The sequence below is a fragment of the Paenibacillus sp. GCM10012306 genome, assembly GCF_042649265.1.
GTDB lineage: Bacteria > Bacillota > Bacilli > Paenibacillales > Paenibacillaceae > Paenibacillus_AQ.
In genome coordinates this window covers 197,394-215,618 of sequence record NZ_JBHRYW010000002.1, presented here as the reverse complement: position 1 = coordinate 215,618, position 18,225 = coordinate 197,394, and the positions used below count along the sequence as shown (strand labels likewise).

The following is an 18,225-nucleotide window of genomic DNA, read 5'->3' as shown; positions in this document are numbered from 1 at the left end:
TTAATTTTAAGAAACGGCCTATACACAATGTAATAGCAGGCTACCCCAAGAATTCACATTGTTACTTTCTCACATCTATTATGACATCCTAAAGATTCACATGGCTCAATTTGTCGGGATCAAGCATCAAATACAGCCCCTGAATCCGGTCACCTGACCGGTTCAATTCCAGGCAGAACACACCAACAATCTCTCCATGCTGTCTGTAGATGATCTGGGGCTCGCCATTGACCGTGATGAACGAAGCCTCCCACTCCCGCAGTCGGTTAAGCACCCGCCGCGAGGATAACAGGGCTGCGACCCCTTTGCGGCCAATCATTGGCCGGAGCACAGTATGCACCTGGCCGCCACCGTCGGAGATGAGCACCGGATGATCACCCAGTAGTTCCAGCATTCCGTTGATATCATAAGACTCGAAGGCAGTCGTAAATTTTTTCAGAAGCACCTCTCTGGAAGGCTTGATGACCGTCTCCATACGTTCACTCTTAGGAACCTGCTGAAGATTCCGTTTGGCACGACTGAAGATTTTGCGACAATTGGCTTCCGATTTGCCCACCATCTCAGCGATGGCCTCATATTCGTACTGAAACACTTCACGCAGGACAAATACTGCACGCTCAGTCGGTGTAAGTCTTTCTAGTAGGACCAAGAAAGCATAGGACAAGGTATCCCTGCGTTCAGCCGTCGCTTCCGGCCCGTCGTAAATCTCTGACATCGGTTCCGGCAGCCACTCTCCCTCATAGGCCTCACGTTTATTGCGCGGAGAATTCAGAAGATTCAGACAACGGTTGGTGATCCCTTTGGCAATATAAGCCTTTATGTTCCGGATTTCGCTCCGATCCCTCCGCTGCAGCTCTGCAAAACAATCCTGCACAACATCTTCGGCATCGGCGACCACCCCCAGCATCCGATAGGCGATGGAAAAAGCATACCCTTTATACGTGAGATACAACTCCTCCATACCCCGCTCATCCGCTGTCGGCACGCTTACCTCCTGCACCTTGTCCATGCTCTTCACCATACTTCCTCCTCTAATACTTCCTACCCTGAGATTAATGAAAACAGCCCGGATACATACCTGTCGAGATCGCAATCCGGTTCCAGCAGTTGATCGTATTAATGGCCATAATCAGGTCCACATATTCCGCTTCATTAAAATGTCCTCTTACTTTATCATACAGCTGCTCTGGCACACCGCCCTCGGAAATGGTTGTTACCGCTTCGGAGAGTTCCAATACAACCCGCTCCTGCTCTGTAAAAAGATGCGGAACTTCATGCCACACACTCAGCAGCAGAATGCGGTCACCGTGATCACCAAGCTTCAGCAGATCTTTAGCGTGCATATCCAGACAAAAGGCGCAGCCATTGATTTGCGACACCCGTAATTTGATCAGTTCATACAGAACCTTGTCTTTAATCGCGTTCCCTGCGTATGTTTCCAAACCCATCATTGCTGTCGCAGCCTTAGGGTTAGCCTTACTGTAATTTAACCTTAAACTCATCCCATTCATCCTCCTTAAAATGTCTTACATTACTGTAGACAAAGGAGTCATTCTTTTTGTGACAACCTCTCTATAGAAAATTCAAATTGTTCACACGTCCAAATCATGCATGGTCATGTCCAAATATAACATGTTCTCCTTTTTTTGATTCCTGCTATAATAATGATTATTATTATCAATTAGATGAGAGAAGGGGTTATTCATAATGCATCGTCACCGTAATTTTCTGCTTTTAGCTGCTTTAATGTTAGTTTTATCAGTTCTATCCGCTTGCGGAAATTCAAACTCGGCTGCTCCAGCCAATGAACCAGCGGCAACCACTGCACCAAATGAGTCTTCTGCTGAAGCTACGGATTCAGCTGCTACTATAAACTACACCGACAGTTTGGGCCGTGAAGTCGTTATCCCAGCACATCCGCAAAGAATTATTACGACTCAATATCTTCCGGAAATGATCGCCGCAGGAACCAAACCTATTGGCGCAGTCACCCATTTGCTGACCAACTTTGTATCCATCAAGGATCAGATCGGTGGTATTGAGGATGTTGGCCCTGCCAATGCCATCAATATGGAGAAGGTCCTATCCCTTCAACCAGATCTGATCATTGCCACAGAGATGGATAAGGATAAAATTGACGAACTAAACAAAATTGCTCCAACAGTGGCAGTACAGTGGGTGGGCAATGACGCATTCAAACACTTCACAGACGTTGCGGCTGTTATCGGCAAGAGTGCGGAAGCTGACCAATGGATTGCAGATTTCAACAAAGAGAGTGAGCAAGCGCGTCAAGAGCTGGCCTCTTTCGTACAAGAAGGAGAAACCTTCGGCGCTGTTGTTATTGGCGGTTATGAAAAAGGACAGTTGAGAGTGTACGGACCGGGGAACGTCGGTTATACTTTATACGATACTCTACATTTTAAAATGACAGACTTCGTTAAGCACGAATGGGAGACTAAAGACCACGAACTGGGGCTCAAGATTTCCCTGGAAAAACTCCCTGAGTATGCTTCTGCCGACCGGATATTCCTTGTTAGATTTAAGAATGATCCTGAATTCCTGCAAGAAGTGGAAAACAGCAGACTCTGGAATAACCTTCCAGCGGTCAAGAATAACAAGGTCTACGTAGTGGATGAAGCCCTATGGTTCTCTTATGACGTTATGTCCCTTAAGGGTCAATTGGAAAACGCAGTTGAGTTGTTAAAAAAATAAATGGTTGCATGTTCATACCATATGGGGTTCTTCAGCATCAGCTGAAGAGCTCCTTTCTTTCATACAGGGAGGTGAATACAATGTCGGTTCAACCAAGTAGACGCTCGGCGCGTCTCTCTATTATGTATACCTGGTCGCAGATTTATTTATATACACTGGAGGAAGGTGCTGAGGAGCTGAAGATCTGTAGTCTAGCTGAAAAAATACTGGTCGTCCCGGTTGAAGGGTCTGCTGAGGTATACAGTGACGACAAACGCCACGTTCTCTACGGGAACCACTGCGGTATTCTAAACCCGAAGGAAAATGTCTCTATCCAAAATGCCGGTACAGGTCCTCTACGCCTGTATCTTGTCGAATTTGATGAATTGCTCTTGCCGGGCTCTTCTGAAGCAATGTCCGCCGAGCGGTTGCCAATTCCTACAGGTGTGATCGAAGTAGCCTCTTTCAGCCATTTTTCGGGGCTACTACACAATCTATACGAACGGCGGGATCTGTCCGGGCCACTTGAGGAGTACGAAAGTCACTTTATTTTCCAAGAGATGATGTTAATGATCTTGAAGACCGCCGAATGCAACAAGGAACAGGACGTCACAAGTTCGGTTCAGAAAACCATCACCTTTATGGACAATGCTTACGCCTACGATCTCACGCATGGACAGCTTGCCGAAATGGCCGGGGTCTCCACAAGGCATTATTCGCGGATTTTTAAAGGAATAACCGGCAAAAGCCCTATCGACTACCTTATTGAACTTCGAATGAACAAGGCGAAAAGTCTGCTGCAAAGCCGGGAGGTATCGGTTGGCGAGGTGGCCGGGAGCGTGGGATTTCATGATCCCTTTCACTTTAGCCGCAGCTTCAAGCAGCACACGGGAGTCTCTCCCCGTCTGTACATTAATTTGCGCAAGCATAGCAGCCGGATCGCCTCTCTTCAGTATCTGGGGGAACTACTCGCTTTGGGCATCAAGCCTGTCGGCGCACCTTCCCAGCTTCTAAAAGGCCGTTATTTGCAGGACCGTGTGGAGGGTATAACTGACATCGGCAGATCCGTTGTGACCCCTTACCTGGACAGGCTCGCCACCTTGAAACCGGATGTGATTCTTACCTTTGACGGCCATCATTACGATACCTATGCCAAAATCGCTCCTACACTGGATATGTCCTGGTCCCAGCCGGTTTTTGACCGGTTCCGTTTTATTGCCGATTTGATCGGCAAACAACAAGAGGCTGAGCAATGGCTCAGCCAATACGAAGAGCAGACCTTTGAGGCCAGGAATGCTTTGAAATGGCATTTGGAGGCCGGGCAGACCCTCTCTTTTATTTGGACAAGAGGACTCCCGGATACCGTGCAAGTCTATAACGATATGAAGGTTCTTTATCAGGACCTGGGCTTTCAGGCTCCCCCTCCGGTAGCTGCCGTGCAGAAGACAAAGGGCCATCCATTCAAATCTAATATTCCGGTCCAGGAACTGGCTCATTATGTGGGCGATCATCTGTTTGTTGTCGTCTCACCAGACCCTGTCTCACAACAGCATTTTCGTGAGCTCCGGCAAAGCGAGATCTGGAATAGCCTACCTGCTGTTCAGAACCGCCGAGTATATCTCGGCTCGGAGGACTGGCTGCGCGAAGATCCGGTATCCATGTCCGGACAGATTCGAGAGGCTGTTCCTTTGCTCGTCAAATTAAATTGAGAATTCACCCTTTTTCCGTCTGCATTTTTACGCGCCGAGCGCTAACTAACCGCCAGCCGGTGAGCACCGCGGCCACGAAGCAGATTGATGCGGAGGTCATAAAGACTACATGCATGCCCTCCAGGAAAATATCCGGACGGCCCGGGATCAACCCGGTCACACGATACCCTGCATCGTTACTCATGACATGGAACAGGATCGTTGTCGCCAGCGTAATGCCTACGACCATGCCGACATTGCGGACCAGTGAATTGACACTGCCCGCAGAGCCGAGCTGGGTGCGCGGTACTTTGGACATGATCAGTGAATTGTTCGGCGACTGGAACAGGCCGCTGCCGATCCCAAGCATAGCAATCCACAGGCCGACAAGGGACACAGAACTGCCGGCATGCAGCTTCGCCAGTCCGATCTGGGCAACGACCATGACGATAAGACCGGCAAAGGTTAGCAGCTCTGAGCCAATCTTATCCGACAATGCGCCGCTGATCGGCGCCACAATGACCATGGAGATCGGCAGCAGCATCAACAGGAAGCCTGCATCAAACGGCGACAGGTTCAGCATGTTCTGCGCATAGAATGGAGCGATGATATTGAAGCAGAAATTCGCCACGAAGACGAGGAACCCGCATAGGATGCTGACCGAGAACAATGGATTTTTGAACAGGGACAGATTCAGCAGCGGTTGTGTCTTGCGGATTTCAACCCAGATAAAAGCTGCAAAGGCGCAGATCGCGACAACCAGTGATACAACAATTCGTGTATCGCCATAGCCGATCTGCTGTCCGAGCAGCAGTCCGGCGAACAGCAGGACAATAAAGAAAGCAAACAATGTACTGCCGGGAATATCGATGCGGTCCTTAACCCTTATCAAATCCTTCGGTAGCACCTTCCAACCCAAAATGATGGCAATCAGGCCAATGGGAACATTCACCCAAAAAATATATTCCCAGCCCAGTGAAGAGACGATGATCCCGCCCAGACTGGGTCCCGCTATACTGCCAAGCGAGACGAACGTTCCGATAAAGCCGAGCGCCTTACCGCGCTCAGTAGCTGGAAAGATATCGGTCACTATGCCTTGGCTGTTGGCCATCGTCATCGAAGCGCCAATGGCCTGAATGACTCGTGACGCAATAAGTAAAGGCAGCGTCGTGCTAAGTCCGCACAACAGCGAACCAATGATGAACACCACCGTGCCAATCTTGAAGATTCTGATTTTCCCCGCAATATCCCCGAGCTTTCCGAAGAACAAAATCGCGGCACAGATCGCCATCAGGTAACCTGTCGTCACCCATTCAATCTGCGCAATTGGCAGGCCAAGGCTCTTGGACAACACCGGAAGCGCAATATTGACAATGCTCCCGTCCAGTGTCGCCATGAACGTAAAGAGATTCAGTACAATCAGAATCATCCAGCGCCTTTTCTGAATGTCACTGTTCTCCTGATAGGTTGCAGGAATTGAACTCATAATTACACCTCATTAAACTTAGAATGATGGAACCGAAAAGAGGTTGTCGAATCAAGAGGAATTTTAGTTGCGTATGCAACCAATTAGATCATTCCCAGTGTACAGCAGATTAGTTGCGTGCGCAACAATATTGCTGTACACTTTTATTCATATTGAGCGCTGACCTCGCATTCAAGCAATCTAACCAAAGAGGTGTGCATGTTGAACAAGGAACCTATTGGGAAGCTGATCTCCCTGATTCATCGTCAGAACCAAAAAACGTTGTCGAGACAGCTAATTCCCTATGGAATCGGCAGCGGTGGGCAGCACAGCTTTCTCAAGCTGATCATAGGCCGGCCGGGTGTCACTCAGGAGCAGTTAACGAATGAATTAAAGTTCGATAAGGCGACCACGGCCCGAGCCGTGAAGCTATTGGAGCAATCCGGCTACATTGAGCGAAAAGTCGATCCTGATGACCGCCGTTCCTACCTGCTCTATCCCACTCCCAAAGCCATGGACTTTGCGCCAATCCTGCAGGAGATTCTGAATGGACTTAATCGCAAACTCTCCCGTCATCTGACGGATGAAGAGGAAATGCAGCTTATTTCCCTGCTACAGCGGATTATCCAGGAAGATGAATAACCTGCTGACAGAATGATTGGGTAGCAGAGACCTCCCCATATTTTTACTCCATATCACTAAAAATAACCGCAAGCTCTTCCGCGATGACGGATGGCTTGCGGTTATTATTTTAAGTCCATTTCAATCTATAATCAGTTCAATGTTCCATCTTACTTTTGTACCCCTACTTTACGTATGAACGTCTCTGCGAATAGGGCTGCATCCTTCGGCCATCTGGCGGTCAGCAATTGACCATCTTCCACGATGAAGGGCGTATTAAATGAAGGGCCCTTCACATAGTCCTCCCGCTTCTGCAGATGCCGGGTCACCTCATTCTGAACATATTCTGGATATGTACGGTAGTAACGGCCGCGAGCCCAGGCAGTTAACCAATAGGCGGTCTGCTCCAGGGATTTGGTCAGACTCGTCATCTTTTTTCCGTATACCACCGCTCGACCGGTCTGAGGATCAATAGTCCGGGCTAGAACGATCGGGCCGTGACAGATGGCGCCAACCGGTCTGTCCAGCTTCCAAAATTGTAGCACCTTCTCCTGTAAAGTAACGCTCTCCAAATATACTGTCATTCCCTTGGCATGCCCTCCAGGCAAAATAAGACCGTCATAGGCTTCGGGAGCAATATCTCCATATGCAAGCGGGTGCAAAAAGCCAGGGACCAACTCCAGCTCCTGGCGGTACCGCTGCACAACCACTTGGTCCGCCCCAAGCTGCCCGAACACAACTCCTGTCAACAAATAGGGATCGGTATAGGCGCGCTTCCCGTCAGGTGTGGCAAAGTCCACCTGGAAGCCTGCTTCTCGGCAGAGATACCACGGTACCACCACTTCTGTGGTATCAAAGTCTTGGGACGGCAGTGGAATCAGCACTCTTTTCGGCTGTGGCATATTATTCTCTTCCCTTCATGGGTCACTGAAAGCGGCCGTCGTTTATCTACGCGATCATTTTATCACAAATTTTAAAAAAACATTTTGCCCAATGACTCCGGAGCCGTTAAAATGAAACTTGCATGAAAATACAGACCATTTCAGAAAGAATGTATAAACTGGCTCTGTATTCTGACGGCAAAGACTGGGCCGATGTCTGCAAAGGCTGCAAAGACCCGGAAATATTATAGATTAGGAGCGAAGACACCACATGAATTCTTCAGCAAGCAACGCGTCACCCCCGGCGAAAAAGGAACGTTTTCCTTTATCGCTGCTGTGTCTAACCCTTGGCGCCTTCGCGATTGGAATGACAGAGTTTATTATTATGGGTCTGCTGCCCAATGTGGCTCATGACCTTGGCGTAACGATTCCGCAAGCCGGACAGCTCATTACCAGCTACGCCCTCGGCGTTGCCATCGGCGCACCAATCTTGACCGTATTCACCCATAAGCTGCCTCAGAAAAAGCTGCTCGTCATCCTGATGCTCATCTTCATCGCAGGCAATGCTGTATCTGTCATCGCCCCAACCTACTCCCTGCTGATTGGAGCACGCGTGATCACCGCTTTTGCGCATGGTACCTTTTTAGGGGTAGGCACGATTATTGCTGCCAGACTTGTAAGGCCAGATAAACGGGCCGGTGCGGTCTCGATCGTCTTGGCAGGCTTGACGGTTGCCAACATCATCGGCGTACCGTTCGGAACCTTTATCGGCCAACAATTGGGCTGGAGAGCCTCGTTCGGCGCCATCACCCTGCTGGGTATTGTATCCTTATTCGGCATTATTCGCTTCATTCCTGTAATTACACAGGATAAAATCAACAGCCTGGGCGAGCAATTCCGCGGACTGATCAATCCGCAGGTTCTGCTGATCTTATTTACCGGAGCACTCGGCTGTGGCAGTCTCTTCTCCCTGTTCACCTATATTACGCCGATGCTGGAGAATATCACTGGCTTCGCTGAGCATAGCGTGACTTGGATTTTGGTACTGTTCGGACTCGGCGTGACCATCGGCAACATTGTCGGCGGCAAACTGGCAGACTGGAAGCTGATGCCTTCCCTAATTGTTAACTTCGCGGTGCTGGCCGTTATTATTTCTATCCTTAATCTCACGCTCGACAGCCCGGTGCTATCGGTCATCAATATCTTCTTCTGGGGCATTGCCGCGTTCGGTATTATGCCGGGCATTCAGCTGCGCATCATGAATCTGGCGCATAAGGCTCCCTTGCTGGCTACGACATCCAGCCACTCTGCACTGAACTTGGGCAATGCTGGTGGCGCCTACTTCGGCGGACTCGCGATCACTCACTTTGGGCTGGAGTCGATTCCTTGGCTGTCTGCATCCCTTGCGATTCTGGGCTTCCTCGGTGCATGGCTCAGCTACGCCATTTCGCGGCGTAATGCAGGTGGAGTGGGTCAAATCAATACCACGCCATAAACAGTTCATTGTTTCATCAAACAAAGCATCATCTCAACAAAACTAAGCAATGCTTCAACAACTAAGCAATGCTTCAACAAACAAAACACTGCTTCACCAATCAAAACATTGCTTCGCCAATCAAAGCATTGCTTCGCCAATCAAAGCACTGCTTTGCCAAAACAAAATCCCCTTCAGCGCCACTCTAAAATGGAGTTGAAGGGGATTTTTCTTTACATATATATAATTGTTATTATTCACTTAAACTGAACAGCAGCGGTACAACCTCGCCCTTGCCTACATCAATCAGGCCAAGGTCGGTGATCTTGAGCGCCGGACTAACAGGCAGGGAATGCGTGCTGATGGACATAATCGGGTTGTAGTGATTATAGCCCAGCGATTCCATGGCTGACCGCAGCTCCTTCACCTTCTGGGCAGTGATCTCCAGCGGCTCCTCGGTGAGAATACCGCCGACCGGCAGAGCCAGATGGGCGAGCACCTGTCCGTCACAGACGACACAGAAGCCGCCTTGACCAGCGATGACTTCATTCGCCGCCAGCGCCATATCCTCGGGATTATGGCCGACGACCAGCAGATTGTGATTGTCGTGCGAATAAGTGGTTGCGATCGCGCCACGTTTGATCGTGTCGCCGCCGATTAGACCGTAAGCCCGGTTGCCATTCTTGCCATACCGCTCGAAGGTAGCGATGAGACCATAACCGCTCTCCTGCCATTGCAGCAGACCGTTACGCACCTCTGCCTCGCTGTGCTTCTCCTCCGTGAACGTGGATACGTTGTTGACCATCATCACGCGGCAGCCATAACGTCCATCTGCCTTCTCCGAGACAACCGTAAAGTCGGCTGCAGTTACCGGATCAAGCTTCACGCTCTGGTAAAAATGCGCCGGGAAGCGGGGCTCTGACACCGGCTGGGACTGCGGCTGATGGCGGTCATAGGCCTGCTTGCCGCCTTTGAATACTGCGTCTAGTTCAAAGGAATGCAGATCGGACAAGAGCAGATAATCAGCGATCTTGTTCGGTGCAATCACACCACGGTCCTGCATCCGCATCCGCCGAGCAGGGGTGAAGGTTGCGGCGTAGACGGCATCCTCAGGCGTCATGCCCATCTTGATCGCTTTGCGCACCAGATGGTCCAGATGTCCGGTAGCCACGAGCGAATCAGTCATCACATCATCGGTCACAAAGCAGAAATGCTCACCGACAGGATGTTTAATTAAGTAATCCACGACATCCGGGGTCATGGACTTCTCCTGAATTTCAATGAACATCCCGGCAGCAATGCGGGCAGTCAGCCCTTCAATGCTCTGGTGGGTATGATCCGAGTCAATGCCCGCGTAAATCAGCTGATGCAGATCGAGATCCAGCAGCTTCGGGGTGTGCCCCTCAATCACCAGCTCCGGATAGCGGCTGCGGATATGCTGGAGTATACGGTTGCTTTTGCCATCCGGATCACGAATAACATCCACATAGTTCATAACTTCCCCAAGACAGATCATCTGCTCGGTCGCCATCAGCTGGTCGATATCCTCAATTTCTATGGAGCCGCCGGTAGTTTCCAGCAGTGTCGCCGGTACCGAGCTTGGAATTGCGTAGAACATGTCCACCGTGCAGTCTTCACTGGCCCGAATCATCTCATGTACGCCCTCGACACCGAACACATTAGCCATCTCATGCGGCTCAGGAACGATGGTCGTCACCCCATGACGCAGAATGCCATAAGAGAATGTCTCCGGGGTAATCATAGTGCTCTCAATATGCAGATGGATGTCAATCAGACCAGGAACCATGTATCTTCCTTGACCATCAATAACCTCACTCGCAGTGAATGTATCCGCGCCCAGACCACCGATGTACAAAAAACGCCCATCCTTCACAGCCACATTGGCCAGCTCAAATCTTTTATAGTAACTGTTATACACATTCACATTCAGAATTAGTTGATCCGTAACCATCGTATATGCTCCTTACTGCGGCTTACTGCACCAGCACCAGCTTGTCTTTTGGAAAATAAATCGTAACCTGCTCCCCTTGTGCAAAGGGTACATCCATCTCCTGATTGACCGTAAATACGCCTAGCTCCGTCTCTACTTCATACTGATAACTACGTCCCAGATAAGTGCTTACCTGCACTCTTCCCGAAAGGGTATTGCCTGAAAGCGGAGCCTCATGTGTGCTAGACCACAGTTGAAGGTCATCCGGTCTGATCGCGCCCAGCAGTCCAGTGTTGCCTGCCCCATCCGGGCGTTTGGCCGCCAGGAACTTCAAAGCCCCCCGGCTCAGCTCGATATCCTCACCTGTATCATTACGGCCCTCGAAGGCAATAAAGTTGCCGAAGCCAATAAAGCGGGCCACATATTCACTAGCCGGATATTTAAAAATAGTCGTCGGGTGCGCAAGCTGCTCAATCTTCCCGCTGTTCATCACGGCCACCTGATCGGAGATCGAGAAACACTCCTCCTGATCATGGGAGACGTAAACGGTCGTAATTCCAAGCTCCTGCTGAATTCGGCGGATCTCAACGCGCATGTTCACCCGCAGGTTCGCATCAAGGTTACTCAGTGGCTCGTCGAAGAGCAGCAGATCCGGCTCGATGACCAGCGCGCGCGCAATCGCAACACGCTGCCGTTGTCCACCGGAGAGCGCCTTCGGCAATCTTTTCTCAAAACCGCCCAGGCTGACAATCTCCAGCATACGGTTCACCCGCTGCTTCACTTCTGCTTCCTTCATTTTGCGCAGACGCAGGCCGAAGGCCACGTTATCGTACACCGACATATGCGGGAACAAGGCATAACTCTGGAATACAAAACCAAAGTTCCGCTTGTTCACTGGCACATTGGTATAATCCTTGCCACCGAACATGAACTTGCCCTGCTCCGCATTCAGGAAGCCGGCGATCAGGCGCAGGGTGGTCGTTTTGCCACAGCCGCTGGGGCCGAGCAGGGACAGGAGCTTCCCTTTTTCAAGCTGCAAATTGAAATCTTCCAATATAAAACGGTTGTCGTAAGCAACCGATACTTGTTCCAGACTTATTAATGCCATTACCGTATGCCTCCGTTATCGTTTGGTAAAATAGGCGAATCCCATCAGACGCTCGATGAGGAACATCAGCGCTGCTGTCAGCACCATCAGGATGACCGAAATCGCTGCAATTGTAGGGTCAAAATAATTCTGCACATAGGTTAGCATTTGAATCGGCAAGGTGCTTACCCCTGGACCGGTCATAAACACGGAGATATCCACGTTATTGAAGGATTCCAGGAAGGCGATCAGTACCGCAGCCAGAATGCCGGAACGAATGTTAGGCAGCACTACTTTGAAAAAGGTCTCTAGACGACCCGCGCCGAGACTCTGTGCGGCTTCTTCTACGGCAAAATCGAAATTGGCCAAGCTTGAGGCAATCACTCGGATAATGAACGGCAGCATAATCACCGTGTGGCCGATCAGCAGACCGGCATAAATCGGGAGTCCGTACACCACAATCAAATAGCGCAGCAGCGTGAACCCGAGCACAATGCCGGGAATGAGCACTGGTGACAAGAATAGCGCGTTCAGTGTATCCCGGCCCCGGAACTCGAACCGGCTCAGTGCATAAGCCGCCGGCACACCCAGCAGCAGTGCCAGCAGATTGCCCAGCATCGACACTATAATGGAAGTCTTGAATGTCTCCATGAACATACTTACTTCAAAGATATTCCGGTACCATCGCAGCGAAAAGCCCTCCGGGGGGAATTTCAGGACAGTGCCCGGCTCAAATGAAGTGATTGAAATAATCACTAGCGGGCCTAGCAGGAACACAAACACCAGGAATGTGTAAAACGACAGTGTGCGGCTTCCTTCCTTCATCTTCTCACCCCTTCGGATTTAGTCGGTTCGCCCAGGCATTCATCAGACCAACCACCACAAATGTAATCACAATCATAATCACGGCAATGACAGACGCCGCCTGCCAATCATTCAAGGTCATGGCATTTTGGTACAGGAACGTTGCAACGACGCGTTCTTTCCCGCCCAGCAGCGCAGGTGTTGTATAGGCCGTCAAGCTGCCGACGAACACGAGAATACTGCCGATAATCAGTCCCGGTACGGTGAGCGGGAAGATGATTTTACGGAAAGCTGTGAACGATGAAGCGCCCAGACTGCGGGCAGCCCGCACCAGCTCATAATCCAGATTCTCCATTACGCCCAGCAAGGTGATAATGATCAGCGGCAGGAAGAGATGCACGAGACCGACCATCATAGCCACCGGTGTATAGAGAATCTCGAGCGGCTTTTGAATCAAACCGATGTTCATCAGAAACGTATTGAGCAGCCCCTTCTTCCCGAGAATGATCATCCAGCTGAAAGAACGGACAACCGGGCTGGTCAGCAGCGGGAAAATGGACAACGCCAGCAGAATGCTTTTCTTGCGGATGCCGGCACGGGAAATATAATAGGCAGCAGGGTAGCCTAGCACCACGCACACCAAGGTTGTCACTACACTTACCCGCAGGGTGGTGAGCAGGATTTTATTGAAATACCCGTCTCGGAAAAAGGTCATATACCCTTCCAGGGTCAGACTGCCGTCAGGCATAAAGGTTGAAACAATTGTAAGAATGATAGGGATCAGCATGAATGCTGCCAGGAACAGAAATCCCGGCAACAGCAGCAGATATAGATATCTTTTATTCATTGAGTTAACTCCCGTCTGTCTTCATCTCTTGGTTCAGACTCCCGATGAATAGCTCAAGAAAAGCGGGGTCATCCACCTCCAGGCAGACACTGACATTATATGGCTTGTTCAGCCGGTTCTGGAAATCGCAGACCGTCTGCCCGTCGCACAGCTCGCTCCGGGTCTCTACATCCACGTAATAATCCAGCTTTGTCACCAGGTCCGGATTAATCGCCACACCTACCGCCAGTGGATCATGCAGGGCACAAGCTTCAACGCCGTTGCGCTCGTAATACCGCTGGCGATAGTCGGCTGTACTCTGCTCCACATAAGCTGCGATCTCGGGATTACTCAGCTTGGCAATATCCGCTTGCGACAGCAACGCCTTGCGAGTAACATCCAGACCCACCAGGGTGAGGCGCGGGAAACCCGCACCCACCACCAGCTTGGCGGCTTCGGGATCAACATAAATGTTGTACTCAGCAGTAGGGGTGATGTTACCTGAGCCGCGCACTACGCCGCCCATGACGATGACTTCAGCGGTATGCTGCACCAGCTCCGGGCATTTCTGCAGCACTTCGGCCAGGTTGGTCAGGGGAGCGGTCATAATCAGTGTGACCTCTCCCGGCTGACTCATTACCTGACGGATGATGAAGTCCGCAGCGGATTCTTCCTCCACACGCTTACCGACTACCATATCCGCCAATGCACCGCCAATGCCGTCGCGCCCATGGACGCGATGCTCGAAATGTACTTCACGGGCCAGCGGCTTGTCCGCTCCCCGGTGCACCGGAATCTCGTTCTGAACGCCGAGAAACTGCAGGATTTTACAAGTGTTTTCTGTCGCCTGATCTAACGATACGTTACCATTAACCGTGGTGATGCCAAGGATGTCGAGCGCTCCGCTTTTCACCGCCAGCATGATGGCTAAGGCGTCATCCACGCCTGTATCCACATCGAGAATTACTTTTTTACGAATAGTCATCCTTAACCACCGATCTCTTTATTCCAGCGATCAGTCCAAGCTTTAATGTTATCGTTGACGAATTTCATATCCAGTTTACGCAGCTTGCCCACAACATCCGCGCCGTAAGTTACGCCCTTGGCTTCCTCTTCGTTCAGAACAACTTCAGTGTTTACCGGGGAATCAACCTTGGCCTTAGCGGATTTCTCTTGAACTTCCTTGCTCAGCTGCCAGTTGATGAATTCTTCGGCCAATTCCTTGTTATCTGTACCTTTAACTACGTTGATAGTGTTCATAACAGCAAATGCACCTTCAGATGGAGCCACGAACTTCGCATCCGGTACTGCGGCTTGCAGATCCTTGAAGTACATCTCCATAATCGGTCCTCCGGCAATTTCCTCCTGGCTGAACATGTTCACGTATTCGGAAGTCTGGCTGTAATATTTAATCACGTTCGGGTTAACTTCTTTCAGCTTGGCAAAGGCTTGGTCTTCATTGAAGTCAGTGCTGCCAGCAACGACAGAAGCTGCATCTACCATCATCGGTCCTGCAGTCGCCGTAATCGCCGGAAGTGTCAGATTGCGATCAAAGGCCGTCCAAAGATCTTTCCACGATGTGATCTCACCCTTAACCAAAGCCGGATTGTAGGCAATACCGAGACGTCCTATCGTGTAAGCAGGACCGTAGCCCTCACCGAGTGGAGCTTTGGCAATATCATAGAGATGTTCAAGGTTAGGCACCTTAGCGGTATCGATGGTATCAATCAGTCCTTCATTAATACCTTGCTGTGCGTAGTAATCAGACAGATAAATAACGTCAACGTTGGAGCTACCCTGACGAATCTTGTTCAGGCGCTCAGCGTTGTTACCAATCTCCACGACAATCTTGACGTTGTGTTCTTTCTCAAAAGGTGCGTACACTGCTTCCTTGAAGAAATCTTCCGAGAAGCCCCATGTGGAGATTACCAATTCCTTGGGTGCTCCTGATTTCCCATTGTTTGCAGCAGTTCCGCTGTTAGTGCCGTTAGCTGTAGTAGCGGAATTGCTTCCCGACGATCCGCAAGCGGTCAGTGCCGCAGTAAGTGTAAGTGCAAGTGCTGTTCCCCAAATCTTTTTCATAATCCAATAGACCTCCCTGATGTGTGTGTATAAAGATAATATGGCTTAAATCTCATAATTCACGTTGACAATCGGTCATTTCAGCCCGTATTTCGGGCGCCCGGCGATGTTGACAGCACCTCCTAACCATAATTAAATTCTATGTTTCCCATTTTTTCTCATAAAAAAAGAAAAGTATTCTTGTAGGAACAAGAACACTTTTCTCCGTTTAAACAAAGGAAAGAGCTACCCGTTATAGAAAGACGGTCTTCGCTTAAGATAGATCAAAAGCAAAAATCCGGATAGGTATTTTAATCTTCAGCCAAAATCATGTTCGTAAAGGCCCATTGGGTTCGTGCATCGTAATCTCTCAGCAGAACCTCAATCTTTAGGCCCATCTCTTCTTCTAATCTTTCCTGGAACTTCTTCTTGAACAGGAGCGACATTCGAAAGTCCACTTCCTGTTTAAGCTCCGGCGCCTCGCCTTCCAGTGCAGAAGAACGGGGAGAACGGCGGTGCTTGGCGTGAAAGGTAATGACCCGCTGATCGAGAGTTACGCGGAGCAGGGTCGTCCCGAAACCAAACAATTCCTTGGAAAGCTCATTGTAGATCTGGCACATCTTCTTCTTGTTCTCATTGCTGTCCAGTTCTGCCATGAAACCACCTTCAACAACAGAATATCGTACAATCACATCAATATTTAATGTCATTATACATAATTATTGTGTTTTGGGCAAGAAAAAAGGCAAACAAAACATTCAAGTAACGCCAAACACGAACGATAAATCTTTTTGATAAAGAAATTTGAGCCTTTCTGCCCCCCTGTCAGACCTATAATTCCCTGCTTAAGGTTTGACGATGATAATGATTATCAATTAAAATACTTCATATATAAAAGTAAGTTTCATTAGGAAGGTGCCCTGACATGTTTACCAAACAAGATCATATAACCGGGGACCCTGACGAGGTATTACGCCGTACATGGTACAAGCTAGTCAACATAGAATCGGTCGGCTACAGCAGAGACTATTGGTCTTATCGAAGAGAGCTTACCGATCGACATCTGCTAATCATTGCCGGCAGCGAATGGAACAGAATCGTGGTAGACGGACAGGCTCTCGCAACGTATTCAGGCATGGTAGTGGTCTGCCGGCCCGGGCAGAGTGTGGAGATTGGCGTCACCTCAGAAGAGGGGCACCCGCTGTACTTATTGTATTTTGAAATGGGAAGTACTAACCCTGCAGTGATAGATCTGCATACAGCTGAGAACCCACAAAGTGGGGGCTTGGAGGAGGAATCCCGGATACCAGCGGCTCCAGCCTTATGTGGTCAAATACACCGTAGTTGGCTCAGTGAAAGTCTGGCAGACAAGATGCGCGCCCAGGCTGTTTTTCATGAATTACTGGCGTTGATCATAGAGTACCAGGGACAAGAGACGGTGAAACTGCTATCCAAAGTCAAAGCAGAGATCGACCGCCATTACTCCGAGGAAATCACGATTGAGCGCCTAGCTGTAGCTTCCGGGATCAGCCGCTACCACTTAATGCGAATATTCAGGGAACGTTATGGAAAAAGCATTGGCGAATACCTCACGGGAATCCGCTTGCATCATGCCAAACAGCTCATGTTGAAACGTGAATATTCTATCCATGAGATTGCCGGAAAGGTCGGCTTTCAGAGCGAGTCTTATTTCCGTACCGTCTTCAAGAAGCAAGTCGGCCTGGCTCCAGCCGCCTATTTGCGCAACCGGGCATGCAAAGTGGCAGCATACAGCTGGCCAATCTTGGGTCACCTGCTTCCGTTACAGACCATCCCTTATGCCGCTCCTATGGACCATTACTGGACGGATGATTACCGGCGACAATACGGCAGCGATGTTATCATTCAGCTTGGGCATGAGTATGAATTCAATCGCAGCGTGCTTAGACAAGCCCAACCTGATCTCATTATTGGTCTGGACAGCACCATTTCTCCAGAGGAAGAACAACGATTGCAGGAAATCGCGCCTGTTCTGCTGCTTCCCTGGATGAGCGCCGATTGGCGGACACACCTGCTGTTGGTGGCCGAAGCTCTGGGTCGAACCCATGAAGGCGAGCAATGGCTTGAACGTTACGATTCTCAAGCACGATCCGTCCACGAGCAGATCCAACCTGTCGTTAAAGACGATAAAGTGCTGGTACTGAAGATTGCCACCGACGGACTATTTGTGTTGGGGCGCAAAGCCATGACCGTGTTGTATGATGATCTGCAGATCACTCCGGCTCCCCTCGTTAATGGCATTGAATGGTTCGAAGCAATCGAAGACTGGCAGCTAACTAACTATGATGCAGACAGAATGATTGTCAGTGTGGACGATAACCCCGCCTCCCGCCTGTTGTGGGACAAACTCCAACTGTCGGAGCATTGGACTACACTACTTGCTGTGCAGCATCATGCGGTACACCGTTTACCAGGACATTCCTCCTGGGTATATCCTTGGATCGAGTACACGGCTTGGGATCACAAGCTCCTCCTGGATAACACACCTAGGATTCTATTGGATAATAACAACTTTGATTCTGTTGGATAACAACACCTATGATTCTGTTGGATAACACACCCATTTGTTTTTGTGCGCTCATTTCTGAGAATACAGCACGATAGTGAATATACAGAGGCAAAAGATTGCGATATACT

The 18,225-nt window shown here is 49.8% G+C and carries 16 protein-coding genes; 5 read left to right on the top strand and 11 right to left on the bottom strand.

Annotated elements, in window-relative coordinates:
- Positions 1–88 precede the first annotated feature (88 nt).
- Complete coding sequence (locus ACFORK_RS04660; protein ID WP_379197092.1) at positions 89–1,009, bottom strand: sigma-70 family RNA polymerase sigma factor; 921 nt, start codon at positions 1,007–1,009, stop codon at positions 89–91.
- Between the two features lie 43 nt (positions 1,010–1,052).
- Positions 1,053–1,502: a carboxymuconolactone decarboxylase family protein gene (locus tag ACFORK_RS04655; protein ID WP_379196171.1), complete on the bottom strand. Its 450-nt coding sequence runs from the start codon at positions 1,500–1,502 to the stop codon at positions 1,053–1,055.
- A gap of 205 nt (positions 1,503–1,707) precedes the next feature.
- Here ACFORK_RS04655 and ACFORK_RS04650 point away from each other — a divergent pair, with 205 nt between their 5' ends.
- Positions 1,708–2,712 (top strand): ABC transporter substrate-binding protein, encoded by a 1,005-nt coding sequence (locus ACFORK_RS04650; RefSeq protein WP_379196169.1) that lies wholly within the window; start codon positions 1,708–1,710, stop codon positions 2,710–2,712.
- Positions 2,713–2,792: 80 nt separating this feature from the next.
- Positions 2,793–4,400 carry a helix-turn-helix domain-containing protein gene (locus ACFORK_RS04645; RefSeq protein ID WP_379196167.1) on the top strand — a complete coding sequence of 536 codons (1,608 nt, stop codon included), beginning with the start codon at positions 2,793–2,795 and terminating at the stop codon, positions 4,398–4,400.
- Positions 4,401–4,404: 4 nt separating this feature from the next.
- Here the strand turns inward: ACFORK_RS04645 and ACFORK_RS04640 are convergent, their stop codons facing one another.
- Positions 4,405–5,865, bottom strand: coding sequence for an MFS transporter (locus ACFORK_RS04640; RefSeq protein ID WP_379196165.1), 1,461 nt, complete (start codon positions 5,863–5,865; stop codon positions 4,405–4,407).
- Between the two features lie 201 nt (positions 5,866–6,066).
- Between ACFORK_RS04640 and ACFORK_RS04635 the strand changes: the two genes are divergently transcribed.
- Positions 6,067–6,486 (top strand): MarR family winged helix-turn-helix transcriptional regulator, encoded by a 420-nt coding sequence (locus ACFORK_RS04635; RefSeq protein ID WP_379196163.1) that lies wholly within the window; start codon positions 6,067–6,069, stop codon positions 6,484–6,486.
- 149 nt (positions 6,487–6,635) lie between these two features.
- Here the strand turns inward: ACFORK_RS04635 and ACFORK_RS04630 are convergent, their stop codons facing one another.
- Complete coding sequence (locus ACFORK_RS04630; protein WP_379196161.1) at positions 6,636–7,367, bottom strand: type 1 glutamine amidotransferase domain-containing protein; 732 nt, start codon at positions 7,365–7,367, stop codon at positions 6,636–6,638.
- Positions 7,368–7,617: 250 nt separating this feature from the next.
- Between ACFORK_RS04630 and ACFORK_RS04625 the strand changes: the two genes are divergently transcribed.
- A complete protein-coding gene (locus tag ACFORK_RS04625) occupies positions 7,618–8,841 on the top strand; it encodes an MFS transporter (RefSeq protein WP_379196159.1) in 1,224 nt (407 codons plus the stop codon).
- A gap of 232 nt (positions 8,842–9,073) precedes the next feature.
- Here the strand turns inward: ACFORK_RS04625 and ACFORK_RS04620 are convergent, their stop codons facing one another.
- From ACFORK_RS04620 to ACFORK_RS04590, 7 genes are all read right to left on the bottom strand, one after another.
- A complete protein-coding gene (locus ACFORK_RS04620; RefSeq protein ID WP_379196157.1) occupies positions 9,074–10,792 on the bottom strand; it encodes an adenine deaminase in 1,719 nt (572 codons plus the stop codon).
- A 22-nt stretch (positions 10,793–10,814) separates the two neighbouring features.
- Entirely contained in the window at positions 10,815–11,879 is a 1,065-nt protein-coding gene (locus ACFORK_RS04615) for an ABC transporter ATP-binding protein (protein WP_379196155.1), read from the bottom strand.
- Positions 11,880–11,894: 15 nt separating this feature from the next.
- Positions 11,895–12,683, bottom strand: a complete 789-nt coding sequence (locus ACFORK_RS04610; protein ID WP_379196153.1) for an ABC transporter permease — start codon at positions 12,681–12,683, stop codon at positions 11,895–11,897.
- 4 nt (positions 12,684–12,687) lie between these two features.
- Positions 12,688–13,509 carry an ABC transporter permease gene (locus ACFORK_RS04605; RefSeq protein WP_175373577.1) on the bottom strand — a complete coding sequence of 274 codons (822 nt, stop codon included), beginning with the start codon at positions 13,507–13,509 and terminating at the stop codon, positions 12,688–12,690.
- 4 nt (positions 13,510–13,513) lie between these two features.
- Entirely contained in the window at positions 13,514–14,473 is a 960-nt protein-coding gene (locus tag ACFORK_RS04600) for a nucleoside hydrolase (RefSeq protein WP_379196151.1), read from the bottom strand.
- A gap of 2 nt (positions 14,474–14,475) precedes the next feature.
- Positions 14,476–15,570 carry an ABC transporter substrate-binding protein gene (locus ACFORK_RS04595; RefSeq protein ID WP_379196149.1) on the bottom strand — a complete coding sequence of 365 codons (1,095 nt, stop codon included), beginning with the start codon at positions 15,568–15,570 and terminating at the stop codon, positions 14,476–14,478.
- 290 nt (positions 15,571–15,860) lie between these two features.
- On the bottom strand, positions 15,861–16,205 hold the full coding sequence (locus tag ACFORK_RS04590) for a DUF2294 domain-containing protein (protein ID WP_379196147.1): 345 nt from the start codon (positions 16,203–16,205) through the stop codon (positions 15,861–15,863).
- Between the two features lie 269 nt (positions 16,206–16,474).
- Between ACFORK_RS04590 and ACFORK_RS04585 the strand changes: the two genes are divergently transcribed.
- On the top strand, positions 16,475–18,118 hold the full coding sequence (locus ACFORK_RS04585; protein WP_379196145.1) for a helix-turn-helix domain-containing protein: 1,644 nt from the start codon (positions 16,475–16,477) through the stop codon (positions 18,116–18,118).
- Positions 18,119–18,225: the final 107 nt, after the last annotated feature.

What these genes read in the sequence shown, in the direction of transcription:
- ACFORK_RS04650 (WP_379196169.1), top strand. Translation starts at nt 1,708, where the DNA reads ATGCATCGTCACCGTAATTTTCTGCTTTTAGCTGCTTTAATGTTAGTT.
- ACFORK_RS04660 (WP_379197092.1), bottom strand. Translation starts at nt 1,009, where the DNA reads ATGGACAAGGTGCAGGAGGTAAGCGTGCCGACAGCGGATGAGCGGGGT.
- ACFORK_RS04615 (WP_379196155.1), bottom strand. Translation starts at nt 11,879, where the DNA reads ATGGCATTAATAAGTCTGGAACAAGTATCGGTTGCTTACGACAACCGT.
- ACFORK_RS04645 (WP_379196167.1), top strand. Translation starts at nt 2,793, where the DNA reads ATGTCGGTTCAACCAAGTAGACGCTCGGCGCGTCTCTCTATTATGTAT.
- ACFORK_RS04610 (WP_379196153.1), bottom strand. Translation starts at nt 12,683, where the DNA reads ATGAAGGAAGGAAGCCGCACACTGTCGTTTTACACATTCCTGGTGTTT.
- ACFORK_RS04620 (WP_379196157.1), bottom strand. Translation starts at nt 10,792, where the DNA reads ATGGTTACGGATCAACTAATTCTGAATGTGAATGTGTATAACAGTTAC.
- ACFORK_RS04630 (WP_379196161.1), bottom strand. Translation starts at nt 7,367, where the DNA reads ATGCCACAGCCGAAAAGAGTGCTGATTCCACTGCCGTCCCAAGACTTT.
- ACFORK_RS04590 (WP_379196147.1), bottom strand. Translation starts at nt 16,205, where the DNA reads ATGGCAGAACTGGACAGCAATGAGAACAAGAAGAAGATGTGCCAGATC.
- ACFORK_RS04655 (WP_379196171.1), bottom strand. Translation starts at nt 1,502, where the DNA reads ATGAGTTTAAGGTTAAATTACAGTAAGGCTAACCCTAAGGCTGCGACA.
- ACFORK_RS04595 (WP_379196149.1), bottom strand. Translation starts at nt 15,570, where the DNA reads ATGAAAAAGATTTGGGGAACAGCACTTGCACTTACACTTACTGCGGCA.
- ACFORK_RS04625 (WP_379196159.1), top strand. Translation starts at nt 7,618, where the DNA reads ATGAATTCTTCAGCAAGCAACGCGTCACCCCCGGCGAAAAAGGAACGT.
- ACFORK_RS04640 (WP_379196165.1), bottom strand. Translation starts at nt 5,865, where the DNA reads ATGAGTTCAATTCCTGCAACCTATCAGGAGAACAGTGACATTCAGAAA.
- ACFORK_RS04585 (WP_379196145.1), top strand. Translation starts at nt 16,475, where the DNA reads ATGTTTACCAAACAAGATCATATAACCGGGGACCCTGACGAGGTATTA.
- ACFORK_RS04600 (WP_379196151.1), bottom strand. Translation starts at nt 14,473, where the DNA reads ATGACTATTCGTAAAAAAGTAATTCTCGATGTGGATACAGGCGTGGAT.
- ACFORK_RS04605 (WP_175373577.1), bottom strand. Translation starts at nt 13,509, where the DNA reads ATGAATAAAAGATATCTATATCTGCTGCTGTTGCCGGGATTTCTGTTC.